Origin of the sequence: Pedobacter sp. SYSU D00535 (assembly GCF_017355855.1) — a bacterium.
In the GTDB taxonomy this organism is placed as follows: domain Bacteria; phylum Bacteroidota; class Bacteroidia; order Sphingobacteriales; family Sphingobacteriaceae; genus Desertivirga.
The window spans coordinates 318,879-334,138 of sequence record NZ_JAFEWD010000003.1 but is presented as its reverse complement, the minus strand read 5'-3'; the positions used below and the strand labels follow the sequence as shown (position 1 = coordinate 334,138).

The following is a 15,260-nucleotide window of genomic DNA, read 5'->3' as shown; positions in this document are numbered from 1 at the left end:
GTTAATTATGAGAGCGCTCCCCGACGACTCTTCTTTCGCAAAAACGAGACCGCTTTTCAAATTGGTTAATTAAATAGCCCATAAGGAGTAAAAATGCGCTAGCACAAGCAACGCAACACGCTTTAATTCCTAACAGGAGAAAAACTATCCCCAAAACGAGAAATATTATCTCATATCCTAGTTGGGATTGAAGGTTTGCAGCTGCGCGTAACATCCTGGTAACTATCAAACCTATTTGAAATTTGGCCGTTAGGTAAAGAAAAAGAACTTAGCAGGTATGTCATTCATTGCAACGTTAATAATTGGGGCAGAAAAAATAGCTTTTCAGGATATTACCCGAATGGAGGATACAGCTCCTGATCTTATTGTTTATGCCATCCCTTTTATGGCTTTCTTCACCTTCCTTGAAATTGGCTGGTCCTGGTATGAAGACAGGAAAATTTATAAAACCAAAGAATCTATTGGTTCTACCTTAGTGGGTTTAGGGAATGTAGCAATCAACCTGGGCCTGAAGGTGGGGCTTCTGTATGGATCAGTGTGGATTTACAACCTGGTGCCCTGGCGGTTGTCCCTCAACTGGTGGACACTCATTCCTTGCTATATTCTGTTTGATCTGCTAAGTTACTGGGCCCACCGCATCTCGCATACCAACCGGTTTTTCTGGGCGACCCATGTGGTGCATCATTCAGCCGAACACTACAACCTCACGGTAGCCTACCGCCTTAGCTGGATCCAAAATCTTAAAATAATGTTTTTCCTCCCGGTCGCCTTTGCAGGCTTCCATCCCGTTATATTTTTTGTAGTCAGCCAGATCAGCGTGCTTTTTCAGTTCTGGGTGCATACCGAATATATCCCAAAGTTGCATCCCCTCATCGAGTACCTTTTTGCCACCCCTTCAAACCACAGGGTACATCATGGCTCACAGGAGAAGTACCTCGACAAAAACTACGCAGCTACGTTCATCTTTTGGGATCGGATTTTCGGTACTTACCAGGTAGAGGAGGAAGAGCCGGAGTATGGATTAACTTCTAAAATAGGAAACCGCATGGACCCTCTATTTCTGAACTTTCATGAATTCCGGGACATGGTGCAGGACGTCAGGCAAGCCAAAGGATGGAAGGATAAGCTATTCTTTTTATTTGGCAGTCCTTCGGCGGTGTATCACCGAAAATTAAAAGACAAGGAAATAGCACCAGCGTTCGAAGCGCAGCGAGAACCGGCCTAAAAGACCGGCTGCTTCAATCCGGAAAGGCTTGTTCCTGGAAGACTATTCTTGTTCTGCCGCCTGCTCGCGCTTCTTCTTGAAATATCCCCTGAAAAGGAAATTACTTTGTAAAGCTTTTAAATCCTCATTAAGATTATGACTGCTTTTCTCCAGATTGATTAAAATCTGCTTCACCCGCTCAGCCGACTGCTGATCATTCAACAACACACCGGCAGGGTTGTCGGACTGGTTTAGTTTAGCAGAGGCAGCGTTTAAATTTGCCGCCATGGCTGAAGCAGACCTGGATGCCTGTTGCAGTTCATTTACCGAACTACGAAGCCGGGCAAAAACGGCTGTATCGGTTAACAGCTGATCTGCAAGACCACCCTTTGTGTTGAGTGTACGGGCAAAGCGGTTCAAATCCATCATCATCCGGTCTGCTGCCTGCGTTGTGGCATTTAGGTTGGCAATCGTTGATTTCAGATCGCGAGCCATTCCTTCGTCAGATAACAAAGCTCCTGCAGCTCCCTTTCCAGCTACCAGGTTCGAAGAGAGCTGCCTAAAGTCGCCCGTAATAGCCACTAAATTCTTGTTATTCTCCTGAAAAGTGGCCATAATTTCATCGGTGGAAAGGGTACGATTCGCCTGAATTCGGTCGCCGTCCTGGATGATAGGAGCTTTCGGACTGCCGCCACTAATCTCCACAATCCTGTTGCCAATGAGACCATCGGAACTCAAGGTCGCCGTAGCATCTTTATGGATGTACTGTTGTGCCTCCTCCTGGATATTCATTGACACGAGCACTTGCGAGCCGCCATGAAATTCAATCTTTTTGATTGTGCCTACCTTCACTCCCGAAAACCAAACATTGCCACCGGTCTTTAGTCCTTCAATATCATCAAAAACCACACTAACGGTCACTCGCTCACCAAAAGCCTTTTTCTGGCTTCCAAGCGTAAAGATCCCGATCACAAAAATCAACAGCCCTATAAATATGAAAATTCCTACCGTGATGTGGCGCTTATCTGCTACCTGCATTTCTATTGTATAAAATTATATTCGTAAAAAGTTTTTACTCGTTCATCGTCAGTATCAAACACCTCGCTAAAGGTGCCCTGGCGTTCAAACTTACCGTCCAACAACATAGCCACCCGATTCCCTACCTCCTTCGCACAGGCAAGGTCGTGCGTAATCACAATTGAACTGGTATGAAAGCGCTCCTGCACTTCATTGATCAGGCCATTAATATCGAGACAGGTAATCGGATCAAGCCCTGCGGTTGGCTCGTCATACAGCATAATTTCAGGCTGCAGAATCAGGGTGCGGGCAATACCTATCCGCTTCCTTTGTCCTCCCGAAAGCTCAGACGGCATCTGGTTGATCGCCTTCAACAAGCCCACCGCGTCGAGCATTTCCTCTACTGCGCGCTTTTTTTCTGCCCGGGTCAATTTCCGCTGATTGCGCACCAATGGAAATTCCAGGTTTTCCCGCACGGTCATACTATCGTACAAAGCACTGTTCTGGAAGGAAAATCCCACTTTTAACCGAAGGGCCAGTAGCTCCTTATAGCTAATATCCACTACGTTGTTCCCCAGTACCAACACCCTTCCGCTATCGGGTTTCAACAACCCTACCAATATCTTAATCAAAACAGACTTTCCTGTACCCGATTTCCCCAGCACGACCAGGTTCTCGCCTTTGTACAGATCAAGATCAACGTGCTTAAGCACTTCATTACTTCCGAAAGACTTGTTCAAGCCCCGGATTTCAACTACACGCTCCGCGTTTTTATTTGTAGGCGGCTTCTGCTCCATCTTTACTAAGTAGTTCTGAATAATGCAAAAAACTGTACCGAAATCACCTCCTCCAGGAAGATCAGGAACATGGCAATTACTACAGAGGAATTAGCTGCCTTTCCAACGCCTTCGGTACCTTTAGACGAGTTGTAACCCTGATAACATCCCACCATCCCAATGGTAAAGCCAAAAATCACGGCCTTTACGGTAGACGCAATGATGTCCAGAAAAGTAATAGATTCTAGTGAATCCTGGACAAAGGCCTCCATTGTAGTTCCCTCGTTCACCGTTACATTAAGAAAAGCGCCCAGCATCCCAACCAGGGCAGTATAAAAAGTAAGAATCGGGATAGTGATAGTAGCCGCTAACACCCGCGTAGATACCAGGAATTTAAAAGGATTAGTGGCCGAAACCTCCATGGCATCAATCTGCTCTGTAACCCGCATCGAGCCAAGCTCGGCACCAATACTCGAGCCTACTTTTCCTGCCGCAATCAATCCGGTCAGCAAGGGAGCAAGCGTGCGCAACAGAGCTATGGCCACCAGCGAAGGCAACCAGGAAGTAGCGCCAAATTCTGCCAGGGAAGGCCGCGACTGCTTGGTAAATACCATCCCGGTAATAAGTCCGGTAGTTGAGATCAACAGTAGCGAGCGGTAACCGATGTTATAGCACTGGTTGATTAGCTCCCGGCCCTCGTAGGGAGGTAGAAAGCCCTCTTTAAAAAATCGCGTCACAAATTGTCCCACATCGTACAGGGAGAGAAACATCCGGGCTAACTTCCCCGGGGCTTTCACTGTTTTGTGGTCAACCGGCGATTGTTCACTTTTATTATTCATCGACGTGCAAATATAAGGCCTCAAATCAAAAGGCACCCGAATTCCTTTGAGGAATCAACCATCCTGACAAAGAAATGTTAAAAAGAAATGAAGAGAATTACAATTTTAGCGTCTCTGTCCGCGCTGAATCGCTAAATATCCCATTAACTGGTAACACCATGAACAACAAGCAACTTCACTGGTAACCTTTTATTTTAATTGGAAAACAGTGCTGCTACAACACTCACCTGCAGTCCTGTCATCCGCTCATACTGCGCGGCCTGCCTCCAATCCTCTCACTCAGCATTAACCACGGGCCGGTATCCGCTTCTGCCAGGTTTAGCTTACAACTTCAGTATTTCAATCCCCTCTTCCCGGGCCGCCGCCATTTTTGATTTCAGCAAACCAAGAACAATCGACCTTGTTGCTTAGTCAAAGAAACTTAGTACACATCTACCAAAAATTACGGATATGGAAAACGAACAAGAAAAAAACCCAAACGGAGCCCAGGAAGCGGGTCATGACAATACTATAGGTGGAGCTCAAACTAATCAGCCGGATCCCGAAGCAACCAATGACACGGGCTATCAAGGTACCACGAATGCCGTTAGCGAATCATTCAACGAGGAAGACGGGTACAAGCTGGCAGTTGAGGATACGATGATCGGCTATGACGGCAACGAAGACCAGATGAACATGGATTTTATGGACGAGGAGGCTAAAAAGCGGTCGGGACATTCCGGTGCTGATGATAACTCTTAAATTCCAGAAAGCAGAGCTCCGTCAAATACGCTCTGCCTTTCTCAAGCGTACGGATTGACATTTCGTTAAACCGATTCAGGGGAAGCAGGTTAAGTGTTTACATAAAAGCATCTACTATGAACAGACCAATTTCAAGAAAAGCACACGGGGTAGCAGAACTAATCTATCCGGTGCTTACAGCTCTGGCACCAGAGCTCCTAAAATTCAAAGACGACAAGAAAGCAACCACACTAGCAAGGGCGATGGCCGGAGGTATGGCAGGTTCAGCACTACTAACCCGTTCAGAGTGGGGAGCTGTTAAAGTCGTTCCGTTTAAGGCTCACCTGGCAGCCGACGTTGGCTTCGGACTGTTTTCAATTGCAGCTCCCTGGCTGTTTAAGATCGCCCGAAATACTTCTGCAAGGAACGCCTTCCTGTTTGTTGGCATTTCCAGTTTGCTGATTGGAGGACTACTGACGGAGCGTAAAGAGATGTAAAGGCTTTCGGCCTGGCAACGAAGATGTTCTCATTGAGGCCAGCCGGAAGTTAAAGTTTAATACTGAAGCTGCCCTTATTGCTGCGCAGCTTCGGTATATTTCTTAAAATTATCCAAAATAGCCTGCCAGCCCTGACGCTGCATATCTTCCGGATGGGTCGTTTCCATATCAAAAGTTTCTACCAGGGTGGTAGCGCCGCCCTCTTCACCGAAGAGAACCTCTACTTTGCGACCGTCGCCCAGCACATATACCAACCTTTTATTTTCCTCCACAACCTCATAAGTACCTTCAAAATCGAAGCTAAAACTACCATCCTTTGCTGCCATGGTAGTTCGCAGCTTACCGCCTGGCCGAAGGTCGTTCTCTGAAAACGGAGCATGCCAGTCTTCTGTGGCAAAGCACCAGTTCGTGATGTGCTCAGGTTGGTTCCAATAGTTCCAAACTACGGACATAGGTGCTTCAACTCTTGTTTCTACGGTGATTGCTTTTGAATTTACTGTTTCCATGGCCTTTAATTTTGTTGACCTTACAAAGATACGAGGGGAATATACAAGGCTTCAAGTGCATTTCCGACAAATCAAATGGCTTTTTACGACAGCTACCTGGAAACGGCTATTGCGAACTTGTCGCAAACCCCACCTTTTTTGTCGCTTACAGCCTCCCTTTTTTTGTCGGGAAAATTTAAACTTTGCAGTGATAACAACAAGAAAATCAGGAAAAAAACAAATGAAAAAGCAAACCTTCAGCATTTTAGTCGATGCAAGTCGGGAAAGAGTCTGGGAGATTCTTCTTGGCGAAAGTACTTATCCGGTATGGACCTCCGTTTTCGCAGAGGGTTCGACGGTTGAAACGGACTGGCAGGAAGGCAGCAGGGCTGTTTTTCACGATGGGAAAGGTCAGGGAATGGTATCGCACATTGAACGCAACATCCCCAACGAGTTTCTTTCTATTAAACACCTTGGCTTTATCAAAGATGGCGTAGAGGACTTTGATAGTCCCGAAGTAAAAAAATGGGCCGGTGCTCTCGAAAACTACACGCTCAATGAAACGAACGGCAAAACGGAATTAGTTATCGATCTTCACGTGGATGAAGAGCACCTGAAATATTTCGATGAAACCTGGCCAAAGGCGCTGGAGAAAGTAAAAGAGCTTTCCGAAATGCAGCAAACACTCGCCTAAAAAGAAGGAGACAGCCTGTAAAAGCTGTCTCCCTGACAAATGCCCCCTTCTTGCATTGCCTATCTCCCCTTCTTCTGAATATACGTACGAGATAAATGTTAAAAGGGATGTCCTTCCTCCTAAACTTTTTACATTCATACTTCCAGAGCTATTGCCTGATTTAGTAACTTAGTCGATCACACCAATAAATATGAACCTACGTAAACCCGCGACCTTCGTACGCAAGCCTTTGATGTTTTTTAGCTTCCTCGCAGCACTAATGCTGCTACAGTCGCCTTCGCAAGCACAGTCTTCAAAAAAACCGTTGCGCATATTATTAGTTACCGGGGGCTGCTGTCACAACTACCCTTTCCAGACAGAGGCGATGAAAAATGCCCTCGCAAAAACTACTACAGCAGAATGGACGGTGGTAAACGAGGGCGGAACAGGAACAACTGCTACGATTGCGCTGTATGACGATCCTCGATGGGCCGCTAGTTACGACGTGGTAGTGCATAACGAGTGCTTTGCAGACACCAAGGAACCGGCCTATCTGAAAAAAATAACCAGCGCCCATTTTGCAGGAGTGCCGGCAGTAGTGATCCATTGTGCGATTCACAGTTACCGGTCGGCCGATGTTGACGACTGGCGGCAGTTTCTGGGTGTTACCAGCAGACGCCATGATCACCAGAGTCGCTATCCTGTCAAGAAAACTGTAAAACACTACATTACAAAAAAACTTCCCGCAGATTGGACGGGACCGAAAGATGAGCTATACATTATCGAGAAAGTTTGGCCTGCGACCAAGGTACTGGCTACCTCAGTCAGTGAACGCGACAAAAAAGAACACCCGGTTATCTGGACCAACAAGTACGGAAAAGCCCGCGTTTTTGGTACTACTTTTGGCCATTCAGACGGAATGTTCAGCGACCCTGATTTCCTGACGATGCTTTCCCGCGGAATCATCTGGGCAGCAGGGAGAGATTAAGGCCAGCCGCCCCATTTACTTAATTCTTTTTCCAAAGCTTATCACAATGCGTCATCCTTACTTTGAACAACTGCGAAATGAAGGCCTGCTGAGTCAGGAGAGTTTCGACAGGATAAAACAGCAGGAATCAGGTCCTTTCTCTGTACATTGGGAGCTAAAAACCTTGCTTTACGCAGGCGTACTGATGTTGAGTACAGGACTTGGCATCCTCGTCTACAAAAACATCGACAGTATTGGTCACCAGGTGATACTGCTTTTTATTGCGCTGCTTACTGCAGGATGCCTGGGCTGGTGCGACCGCCATAAAGCACCCTTTCAATACGAAAAGGTAGTGTCTCCTAACGCGTTCTTCGACTACATGCTGTTACTCGGCACATTGAGCTTCCTGACCTTTGTAGGCTATCTCCAATTCCAGTACGAGGTCTTCGGAAACAGATACGGGTTAGCCACCTTTATCCCGATGGTGGTACTTTTCTTCCTGGCTTATTATTTTGATCATCTTGGCATTCTTACCCTGGCTATTACGAATCTTGCGCTTTGGATGGGCGTCACTGTCACACCTAAAGAGCTGCTTAGCAATACTGATTTCGACAACGAAACTATTATTTACACCTATCTTTTGCTCGGACTTCTGTTGCTTGCCGCAGCTTATGCAAGTACTCGCCTCCACATAAAAAGCCACTTTTTCTTTAGCTACCATCACTATGGAGTACATCTCACGTTCATTGCGCTGTTAGCCGCCTACTTTCACTACGATTTCGGCGCCTCTTTCCTATGGCTGGCTTTGCTGCTGGTCGTCGCGTGGCTGCTTTACCGCCGCGCTTATAGAACCGGTTCTTTTTACTTCCTGCTGCTTTGCGTGCTTTACAGCTATATCGGCTTAAGTGGCCTGGCTGTCAGAACACTCATTCAAATGGAAGATCTAGCGGCTGCATACCTTATTTTTATTTATTTCATCGGATCTGGTATTGGCTTAATCCTCTTCCTTTCTGATCTAAACAAGAGTTTAAAACGCCATGATCATTTATAACCTAAAATGGTTGTCCAACCTCCTGCTGGTTAATGAGGTGGGAAACAAGCACCAGGAAGGGTTGCTATCCGAAGAAGAGCTGAAAAATATAAAGAAAGAATATCCGGTAGGATTTTATTCCCCCAACATCTTTGTACGTGCCGGAATGTTCCTGCTTACGCTTGTTATCTCCTTTTTTTCATCTGCACTTATCAGCTTATTGTTTGCGGAAGCAGGGATCGTCGATTCCCCTGGTTGGCTCGTATTTTTGGGCATCGGTAATTATGTTGTCTTGGAAGCGAAAGTTCAGGCCAACTACCATTACCGTTCGGGAGTAGACGATGCGCTGCTCTGGATCTCGGCTGGTTTGTTCAGTGGAGCCTTCGCCTGGGCGGTCAGCAACAGCAACCTTGCGAATATCCTGACCGCGGCCTTTGTGTTTGTGCTCTCCCTCACCCTGGGCCTGCGTTTCATTGATAGGCTTATGGCCCTGGTATCTTATCTATCATTGCTTGCACTCATCTTCTTCTGCTGGCAGGAAACCGGATCTTTCGGAACCAGCACCATGCCTTTTATACTGATGGGCTTCTCAGCCGCTGCTTACTGGTTATTCAAGAGAAGTACGGCTTTTGCCGGCAACAAGTACTACAACAACAGCCTGAGGCTGCTTCAGGTGGCTAGCTTGCTATCCCTGTACTGCAGCGGAAATTACTTCGTTGTAAAAGAGCTTGGAGACTTGCTGAATGGCAGCAAAAGCAGCAGTCTTCCAATGGGCTGGTTCTTCTGGATGTGGACAGTGGGACTGCCCGTTAGTTATATCGCTATCGGTGTCAGCACCAGGAACCGAATTATCCTGAGATCGGGCCTCTTGCTGATAACAGCCGCTGCGCTCACCTACCGCAATTATTATCAGCTAATGCCCGTGGAACTGGCGCTGAGTCTGGCAGGAGTGCTTGCTCTAGCATTTGCCTACTTCTTTAAAAAGTATCTGGCTATAGAAAAATATGGTTTCACTTCAAGGCCTGCAAGCTCCCGGAACGAAAAAGAAGAACCTCCGATGGAATCACTGCTTATTGCGGAAACCTTTTCTGAAACTGGAAAGCCGGTAGTGGATGATGGGGCGGTATTTGGAGGAGGCGAGTTTGGAGGAGCTGGAGCCACTGGAAAATATTAAGGAGGCGAAGATGAGCCGCGACATTTCTATACTTACCCGCCATGGCTCGGTTTTAGGAACAGCGATAGAGTAAGAATTCCTTTAGGAGAGGCCGGAGAGCGTGCCGAGGCTGAAATCAAAATTGGCCGGAAGCTTGTTAAGCTTACATGCATCTTTAGCCCCAGGCCATGAAAAGAATCAGTTTTTACATCCTCGCAAGTATCCTTTTTTCTGCTTGCGGAAGATCGGATCGCCCCGCTACGGGTAGCGACTCTAGCGCCGTTAAAAAGCTGGATACAAGCGAAGCTTATACACCAAGCGTCAATCCTGACACCACCCGAAGCAATATGCCTGTGTTGGAAGACACGATAAACGACGTGCCGAAGTATTGATGCTCCGTTCACTGGTGAGCAGGACATAAAAAAACCGCCTCGGCTAGGCCGGGCGGTTTTATATTTAGCTTTTCTAAAAAGCTTCCTACATGGAAGAAACTTTAGCGTCAAACTTGCCTTCTGAAATAACCATTGTCGGTCCTCCCCCTAACACTTCTCCTGTAAACTCGAAGGTTCCTTTCACGCGACTGGAAGACCATTCCGTAATCTTTACGTTTCCACTGACGCCCATGTAATTTCCGCTGGTACTCGTATTAGCCAAATAGCTGACCATAACTTCGTCTGAACCAACGTTAAAGGTCCCCACCTTAGGCTCCTGGACCATGATAGAGATCCCTGAGCCGCCGCTGAACTGCCCCATAATTTGAAGGGTCTTTTCAGAAGCATAATGCATCGCCACCGGCGCATTCATGCTTGTTTTGGTAGTCCCCGCAACTTTAGCTGAAAAAGATGGATCAGAACTCGCGTCATCTCCCTTGTCTTTCTTGCAAGACGAAATTGCTAATGCGAATACAAAAAGCATTAGCACTGCAGATTTAAGTTGTTTCATAAAATTTATAATTGTGATGTTAAAAAAATGCACTAATTGATTTGAAAGGTTTTATCACCAATATCCGAGCTGTTCTACCAGCTGATCTGATATAGGTCCACGTCGAATTTAATCTTACCAAAGGCTGTCTTCATGTCTAAAACTGGTAAAAAGTAGCCCTGATCTGTAAATAGCATGCTGCTGATATTTCCCACGCTGTCTCCCGCAACTTTTGGAGGTTCAATCAACTTGATCTCCTCGACCTTACCTGAATTGCTACTAACCTTCGCTTGGAGCATCCTACCTTTATCCTCATGGGATGCAAAAACATACCAGGTGCCATTTTTATGATGCGCCTGAATCTCGGGAGTTGATCTATTATTAACCTTTCGGGGAAGAGCAGTAACAGATTTTATATTCAGGTCTTTATCCATACTATATACCAAAAGACCGTTGGCCTTAAAGGTCGGGGGAGCAGCGCCTAACTGCTGCTTATGTACGTCGCTGAGTAGCAAGAGATACCCGTTATCAGACTCTAATATTTGTAGAAGCTCCACGTCCTTAGTACTCCCTAGTTCTAATGACTTAAAATCTTTGGAATTTACAGGCGTATAACCTTTTTCAAAAGCCTTGAATTCATCCCTCGTAAAAGACTTTTTAAACTTCTTATGATTACCTGAGTTAAATTCATACTTATTAAATACGCACACGAACTCATCTTTTTCTTGAAAAGAGCCCGATATGTAGACGACATTGTTATTGATTGTATCTGAGAAAAGACGTAACTGCTCGCCCAAGGTACCACCTCCCAGTAGTCCACGTCCAACGTAATCGTAAGAATCGGTTACTGTTTTTGAAGGTTTCTCCTTCCCTGCTTCGAACCTGGTAATACTCACCCCAGTCTTGCCGTCACAAACAGCAATATATAGATCGTTGTTAAGCGTTTTTACTGCTCCAATGAATTCGCCTGCGGGTACTACCGGAGAAAGAGCTTCTATCACTTCAAGGGAAGAATTGAATGACATAGTCGTAAAACGCCTGACCTCTTTGGCTTCGTTCGCCATCTTTTTTGCAACGACCATTGCGCCCAAGGCACCTGGAGCCACTTTTACATTCCGCTTTACTCCTGTTTCACGGATAATCAAACTGAAGGTTTTTGCATCCTTTCCGACAACTACATCGAGCTCAGTGTAATATTCGTCATTCCCGTTGAAAAGGAGTTTTTGGTTTTCAATTTTTCCGGTTTTGGAATCGAGCAAATAAGCCTTGTAGGTACTATTTTCACGTGTAAACAAAGTAAAGTCCGTACTTACTACTACCAGAACCTTACCTCCTAAACATCCCGCATGTTGCAGGTATCCCTCCATGCTCTGCTCCCATTTTTTTGCCCCAGAGCTGCTTAATGCTACTAGCTTAACCGCCTTGTCGTTGTCTTTTGACGCAAAATAAAGCTGGTCGCCGGACTTGAAGGTGGTAATTCCCGTACTCCCTTCGATTAGATCTGCTGTTTTGTTAATTGTTTGCGCATTTAGGGTAGCTGAGCCTAACAACAGCGACATAGCTACAATGCGATAGCATGAATTCTTTCTCATTTAAAAATTGTGATAATTACTTAAGTTTTTCCCCGAGAGGGTTAAGCTTATACGGAAGAAATATTTAAAAAGATTTAGGAAAAATAATATCGTTTTACGGACAGCCCTTATGAGAGGGCAAGTGAGTCGGAAAAGGTCTCTCGAGATCCGAATTTGAAGCACGAGCTATTACTGACAAGGCTACAAAACAGCAAACCGCCTCAAAATTTCTTTTGAGACGGTTTGCAATGAAAGTGCGCTGGTACTACTTCAAGGTTGTAGCGCCTTCCCCTTCTATTTCAGAAACAGCAGAAGTTTTAGTAAGAATGATACTTGTTTGCGTACGAGCTTTTACCCATCTTCCCAAAGCGGGGTTGTAAACTCCTCCCAACTTGTAAAAGTATCCCACATCAGCGGTTGTATAGGCGAAGTTCATCGTATTTGATCCTTGTCTGTAGTATGGCTGAGGCTCAAGCGTAATAGGATTGATCACGTCATACAAGTCCGTATTTGCTATTTTATATCCCTGAGCAGGGGGCCCCGGAGTAAACAAGCTTCCTCCTGTCCCAACAAAGATCACATCTATAGGCTTACTATCCCGGGTAACATTAGTCCCCTCGAACACGGCGAAGCCAGAGGCGTTTCCGCTGTTAGCGAACAAGCCCCCGTTTTTTAGACCAAAGCCATCTCCGTTTGTCGTGGTATAGTTAAACGCTCTTATCCAATTCAGAGAACTAATGTTTGTAGAGTTGGCCCCATTTATCATCTTGCCCGAACCACCCACATAGAAGAAAGTACCTTTCGCCGCAGTACCGGAGGTCAGGTTGAACTTGAACGTCCTTGCCGTAGTATTAGCGGCAGCACCTGCACCTGTTGCCCAGCCGTTAACAGGGAATCCGGCAGGACTGGAAGCGCCGGCGTTGCTTGTAACTACAACGGAAAAAGGTGTTTGAGCAAAGTCGATATCGCGGGTAGCCATGAACTGCATGTACTCGTAATTACCATCTCCACCTTTTACATCACTAATGAAGCCTGTAATAATGATTGGCGTAATTTCGATGGTTGAGCTTAACACCTGTACGTCTGTAGACTGTCTGATCTGCAAGCGAGGTGTCAGTTTACCATCAGCAGCTTCTGAGTTGAATATGATGCCGTAGAAATTAGCACTTACAGGTAGCGAGCTGTTCGCGAAAGCAGCTTTAGACTCTGTATGCATGGTTATATTATCGAAGCCATCGTTCAGGATTTTGTCACCTGTAAACACCTCACCAGGAGCCGGCAGTGGATCAAAACCTCCTTTAACGATTGCTACCAGCGTGCTCTCATATCTGGAAGGATCGGACAGGATGGCGCTGCTTGTAACCCGGTTAGGAGGAATTACATTTCCTGAAGAAACTTTTGTAACAGCATTTGCACCTACATTGGTTATTTGCAGGATTCCGTTCATCCGTTTCAAGGTTCCACCTTCCACGTCTACAATTACAGAATCTCCAGGTACAAAGCTCGCTGCGGCAGCGCCAATAGGAATTGAGATGCCGCGCAGCTGTTGCAGCCGTCGCTTGTCCTGCAGGATTAGAAGTCCTTCCGGAAGATTCCCCCCAGAGTGATCAGATACCACTACACCTGTAATTTTACTTGAGCCGAACATCGCCTCTTTTGTCAATGCGACTTCCGATCCCTTGTATAGATTTCTCAGATCATACAGGGATATATAAGGACTAACAGTACCTCCCGGGTAGTTGCCTCCTTCTTCACAGCCTATCCAAAGAAGTGCTGAGAATAAGATTAAAGAATAAAATAGTGTCTTTTTCATGTTTACCATCTTCGTTTTCAAAGCTTATTGTTTTTGCCACCAGACAGGAGTTGAGATTGCATCGCTTCCTTGTGCGGCAACAGCTAATTGGTAGTTGGTTGGATTAGCAGATTGAACGTATACCGGATATACCATCCGCGCCGGCATTACGCCACCATTCCTTAGTCCTGGCCCCTTCGGCAGAACAGGGTGACCGGTGCGACGGTACTCAAACCACTGCTGCAGGTCGGTGAGGAACATGGCGTAGTATTTTTGAAGATGAATCTTTTCCATTTTCTCCTCTTCGCTTAGTGATTCATCCCAATCCAAGTCTGCACTAGTCAGGTACTCACGAAACTCAGGGCTTGCGATGGTCGCCGGAGTTGCAGGAGGTGTACCCGCAGCCGTGGGGTTTGGCCACATCGGCAACCAAAAAGTGATTCCGTTTAACACGCCGGTTTCCCAGTATGTCTTCGCCGACCCTGTAATCCAACCCTTCAAAGCCGCTTCTGAAAGGATAAACTGCAGCTCTGAATACGTCATGATGATTCCGGTCATTGGATCGTTTTGCAGTGAGGTTTGCTGTTGATCGCGCGAATAGAAATAGGACTGTTTCGCCTCGCCTGTTCCGGGAACATATCCACTGGCTACTCCTGCAAAACCATTCGACCCCTGCGCAATTCCCAGCCTGTTTACTCCTCCTTTACCATAAACCGGTATGTTAATCCGCGGATCGTTCCAATCCCTTAGGTGCCTAATGAAGAAATCACCAATAGCCGGACCTCTAAAATCCTGATCCCTTACGTTATTTACGTACGGAGAGGTATAAGGACCAACTCCTGTCCAGCGTAACACTGCTGAGTCGTCGTTGCTGGTCATGATTGGATAAGAAGACGCTTTTTCATTCACCATCTCTTTAATCTTGGCGATAACTTCTGAAGAAACCTCCGACTTACCGGAAACCCTTAGCAATAACCGCAGGTAAAGTGAATTTCCGAACCGGCGCCATCTGCCTACATTCCCATTGAATACAGGATCGCTGCTGGCTGTAATAGCTGTATTAGAACTTAATAAGGTATTGGCTTCCTCCAGCTTTTTGAAAATATCCAGGTAGATATCCTTTTGTTTGTCAAACGCCGGCTCTATTATTCCATCTCGGGCCAGGTTGGATTGAAAGTAAGGAACATCACCATAGGTATCCGTTAGCATAGAATAGATCCACGACTGGCAGATCAGGGAGATGCCCTGATAAGATCTGTTTAGCGTGATGGGATTACTGGCTTGTGTATACAAGTCTTTAAAGTTGGTGAGCTGTAGGTACCAGGAATCCCACAAGTAGTTAGAAATCGTGTTACGGAACTCATATCTAAAGACGGAAGCGTCTCCGTCACTCAGACTGACTGTAACCTGCATCAATTCATTGTTAAAATTGCGGTTCCGCAACGCGTTAGCAGTCACTGTTCCAACCAGGGCCGGAGCCAGGAGTTGTTGAGGCAGTGCGTTCGGCGTATTGATGGGATCAGTGTTGATAGTTTCAAAATTATCCTTGCATGACTGAAGTACTACGCTAAGTACTATCAGGGCACTGAGGATTTTATAAAAGTTCTTTTTCATG

Annotated in this window: 16 protein-coding genes; 8 read left to right on the top strand and 8 right to left on the bottom strand. The window is 46.1% G+C overall.

Annotated elements, in window-relative coordinates; translation table 11 throughout:
* The first annotated feature begins 277 nt into the window (after positions 1-277).
* A complete protein-coding gene (locus J4N23_RS09480) occupies positions 278-1,225 on the top strand; it encodes a sterol desaturase family protein (RefSeq protein ID WP_207426725.1) in 948 nt (315 codons plus the stop codon).
* Positions 1,226-1,267: 42 nt separating this feature from the next.
* On the opposite strand, the gene J4N23_RS09475 is transcribed toward J4N23_RS09480, so the two are convergent.
* Genes J4N23_RS09475 through J4N23_RS09465 form a run of 3 tightly spaced genes read right to left on the bottom strand, consistent with a single transcriptional unit; the run spans position 1,268 to position 3,836 of the window.
* Positions 1,268-2,242, bottom strand: coding sequence for an MlaD family protein (locus J4N23_RS09475; RefSeq protein WP_207426724.1), 975 nt, complete (start codon positions 2,240-2,242; stop codon positions 1,268-1,270).
* A 2-nt stretch (positions 2,243-2,244) separates the two neighbouring features.
* Positions 2,245-3,018 carry an ABC transporter ATP-binding protein gene (locus tag J4N23_RS09470; RefSeq protein WP_207426723.1) on the bottom strand — a complete coding sequence of 258 codons (774 nt, stop codon included), beginning with the start codon at positions 3,016-3,018 and terminating at the stop codon, positions 2,245-2,247.
* Between the two features lie 5 nt (positions 3,019-3,023).
* Positions 3,024-3,836 carry an ABC transporter permease gene (locus tag J4N23_RS09465; RefSeq protein ID WP_207426722.1) on the bottom strand — a complete coding sequence of 271 codons (813 nt, stop codon included), beginning with the start codon at positions 3,834-3,836 and terminating at the stop codon, positions 3,024-3,026.
* A gap of 450 nt (positions 3,837-4,286) precedes the next feature.
* Here J4N23_RS09465 and J4N23_RS09460 point away from each other — a divergent pair, with 450 nt between their 5' ends.
* Together J4N23_RS09460 and J4N23_RS09455 are read left to right on the top strand one after the other, a co-directional pair.
* On the top strand, positions 4,287-4,577 hold the full coding sequence (locus J4N23_RS09460; protein ID WP_207426721.1) for a hypothetical protein: 291 nt from the start codon (positions 4,287-4,289) through the stop codon (positions 4,575-4,577).
* A 116-nt stretch (positions 4,578-4,693) separates the two neighbouring features.
* Positions 4,694-5,053: a hypothetical protein gene (locus J4N23_RS09455; RefSeq protein WP_207426720.1), complete on the top strand. Its 360-nt coding sequence runs from the start codon at positions 4,694-4,696 to the stop codon at positions 5,051-5,053.
* Between the two features lie 74 nt (positions 5,054-5,127).
* Here J4N23_RS09455 and J4N23_RS09450 read toward each other — a convergent pair whose 3' ends face one another.
* On the bottom strand, positions 5,128-5,559 hold the full coding sequence (locus J4N23_RS09450; RefSeq protein WP_207426719.1) for an SRPBCC family protein: 432 nt from the start codon (positions 5,557-5,559) through the stop codon (positions 5,128-5,130).
* A 220-nt stretch (positions 5,560-5,779) separates the two neighbouring features.
* Between J4N23_RS09450 and J4N23_RS09445 the strand changes: the two genes are divergently transcribed.
* From J4N23_RS09445 to J4N23_RS09425, 5 genes are all read left to right on the top strand, one after another.
* On the top strand, positions 5,780-6,232 hold the full coding sequence (locus J4N23_RS09445; protein WP_207426718.1) for an SRPBCC domain-containing protein: 453 nt from the start codon (positions 5,780-5,782) through the stop codon (positions 6,230-6,232).
* Positions 6,233-6,422: 190 nt separating this feature from the next.
* Positions 6,423-7,199 (top strand): ThuA domain-containing protein, encoded by a 777-nt coding sequence (locus J4N23_RS09440; protein ID WP_207426717.1) that lies wholly within the window; start codon positions 6,423-6,425, stop codon positions 7,197-7,199.
* Between the two features lie 46 nt (positions 7,200-7,245).
* Positions 7,246-8,229, top strand: a complete 984-nt coding sequence (locus J4N23_RS09435; protein ID WP_207426716.1) for a DUF2157 domain-containing protein — start codon at positions 7,246-7,248, stop codon at positions 8,227-8,229.
* On the top strand, positions 8,216-9,382 hold the full coding sequence (locus J4N23_RS09430; RefSeq protein WP_207426715.1) for a hypothetical protein: 1,167 nt from the start codon (positions 8,216-8,218) through the stop codon (positions 9,380-9,382). The genes J4N23_RS09435 and J4N23_RS09430 overlap by 14 nt, the downstream gene beginning before the upstream one ends.
* Before the next feature lie 167 nt (positions 9,383-9,549).
* On the top strand, positions 9,550-9,753 hold the full coding sequence (locus J4N23_RS09425; protein ID WP_207426714.1) for a hypothetical protein: 204 nt from the start codon (positions 9,550-9,552) through the stop codon (positions 9,751-9,753).
* A gap of 85 nt (positions 9,754-9,838) precedes the next feature.
* Here the strand turns inward: J4N23_RS09425 and J4N23_RS09420 are convergent, their stop codons facing one another.
* The 4 genes from J4N23_RS09420 to J4N23_RS09405 all read right to left on the bottom strand — a co-directional run bounded on the left by J4N23_RS09420 (position 9,839) and on the right by J4N23_RS09405 (position 15,259).
* Entirely contained in the window at positions 9,839-10,303 is a 465-nt protein-coding gene (locus J4N23_RS09420) for a DUF6252 family protein (RefSeq protein WP_207426713.1), read from the bottom strand.
* A 74-nt stretch (positions 10,304-10,377) separates the two neighbouring features.
* Positions 10,378-11,874: a hypothetical protein gene (locus J4N23_RS09415; RefSeq protein WP_207426712.1), complete on the bottom strand. Its 1,497-nt coding sequence runs from the start codon at positions 11,872-11,874 to the stop codon at positions 10,378-10,380.
* 244 nt (positions 11,875-12,118) lie between these two features.
* Complete coding sequence (locus J4N23_RS09410) at positions 12,119-13,666, bottom strand: DUF5689 domain-containing protein (protein WP_207426711.1); 1,548 nt, start codon at positions 13,664-13,666, stop codon at positions 12,119-12,121.
* Between the two features lie 24 nt (positions 13,667-13,690).
* A complete protein-coding gene (locus J4N23_RS09405; protein ID WP_207426710.1) occupies positions 13,691-15,259 on the bottom strand; it encodes a SusD/RagB family nutrient-binding outer membrane lipoprotein in 1,569 nt (522 codons plus the stop codon).
* Position 15,260: the final 1 nt, after the last annotated feature.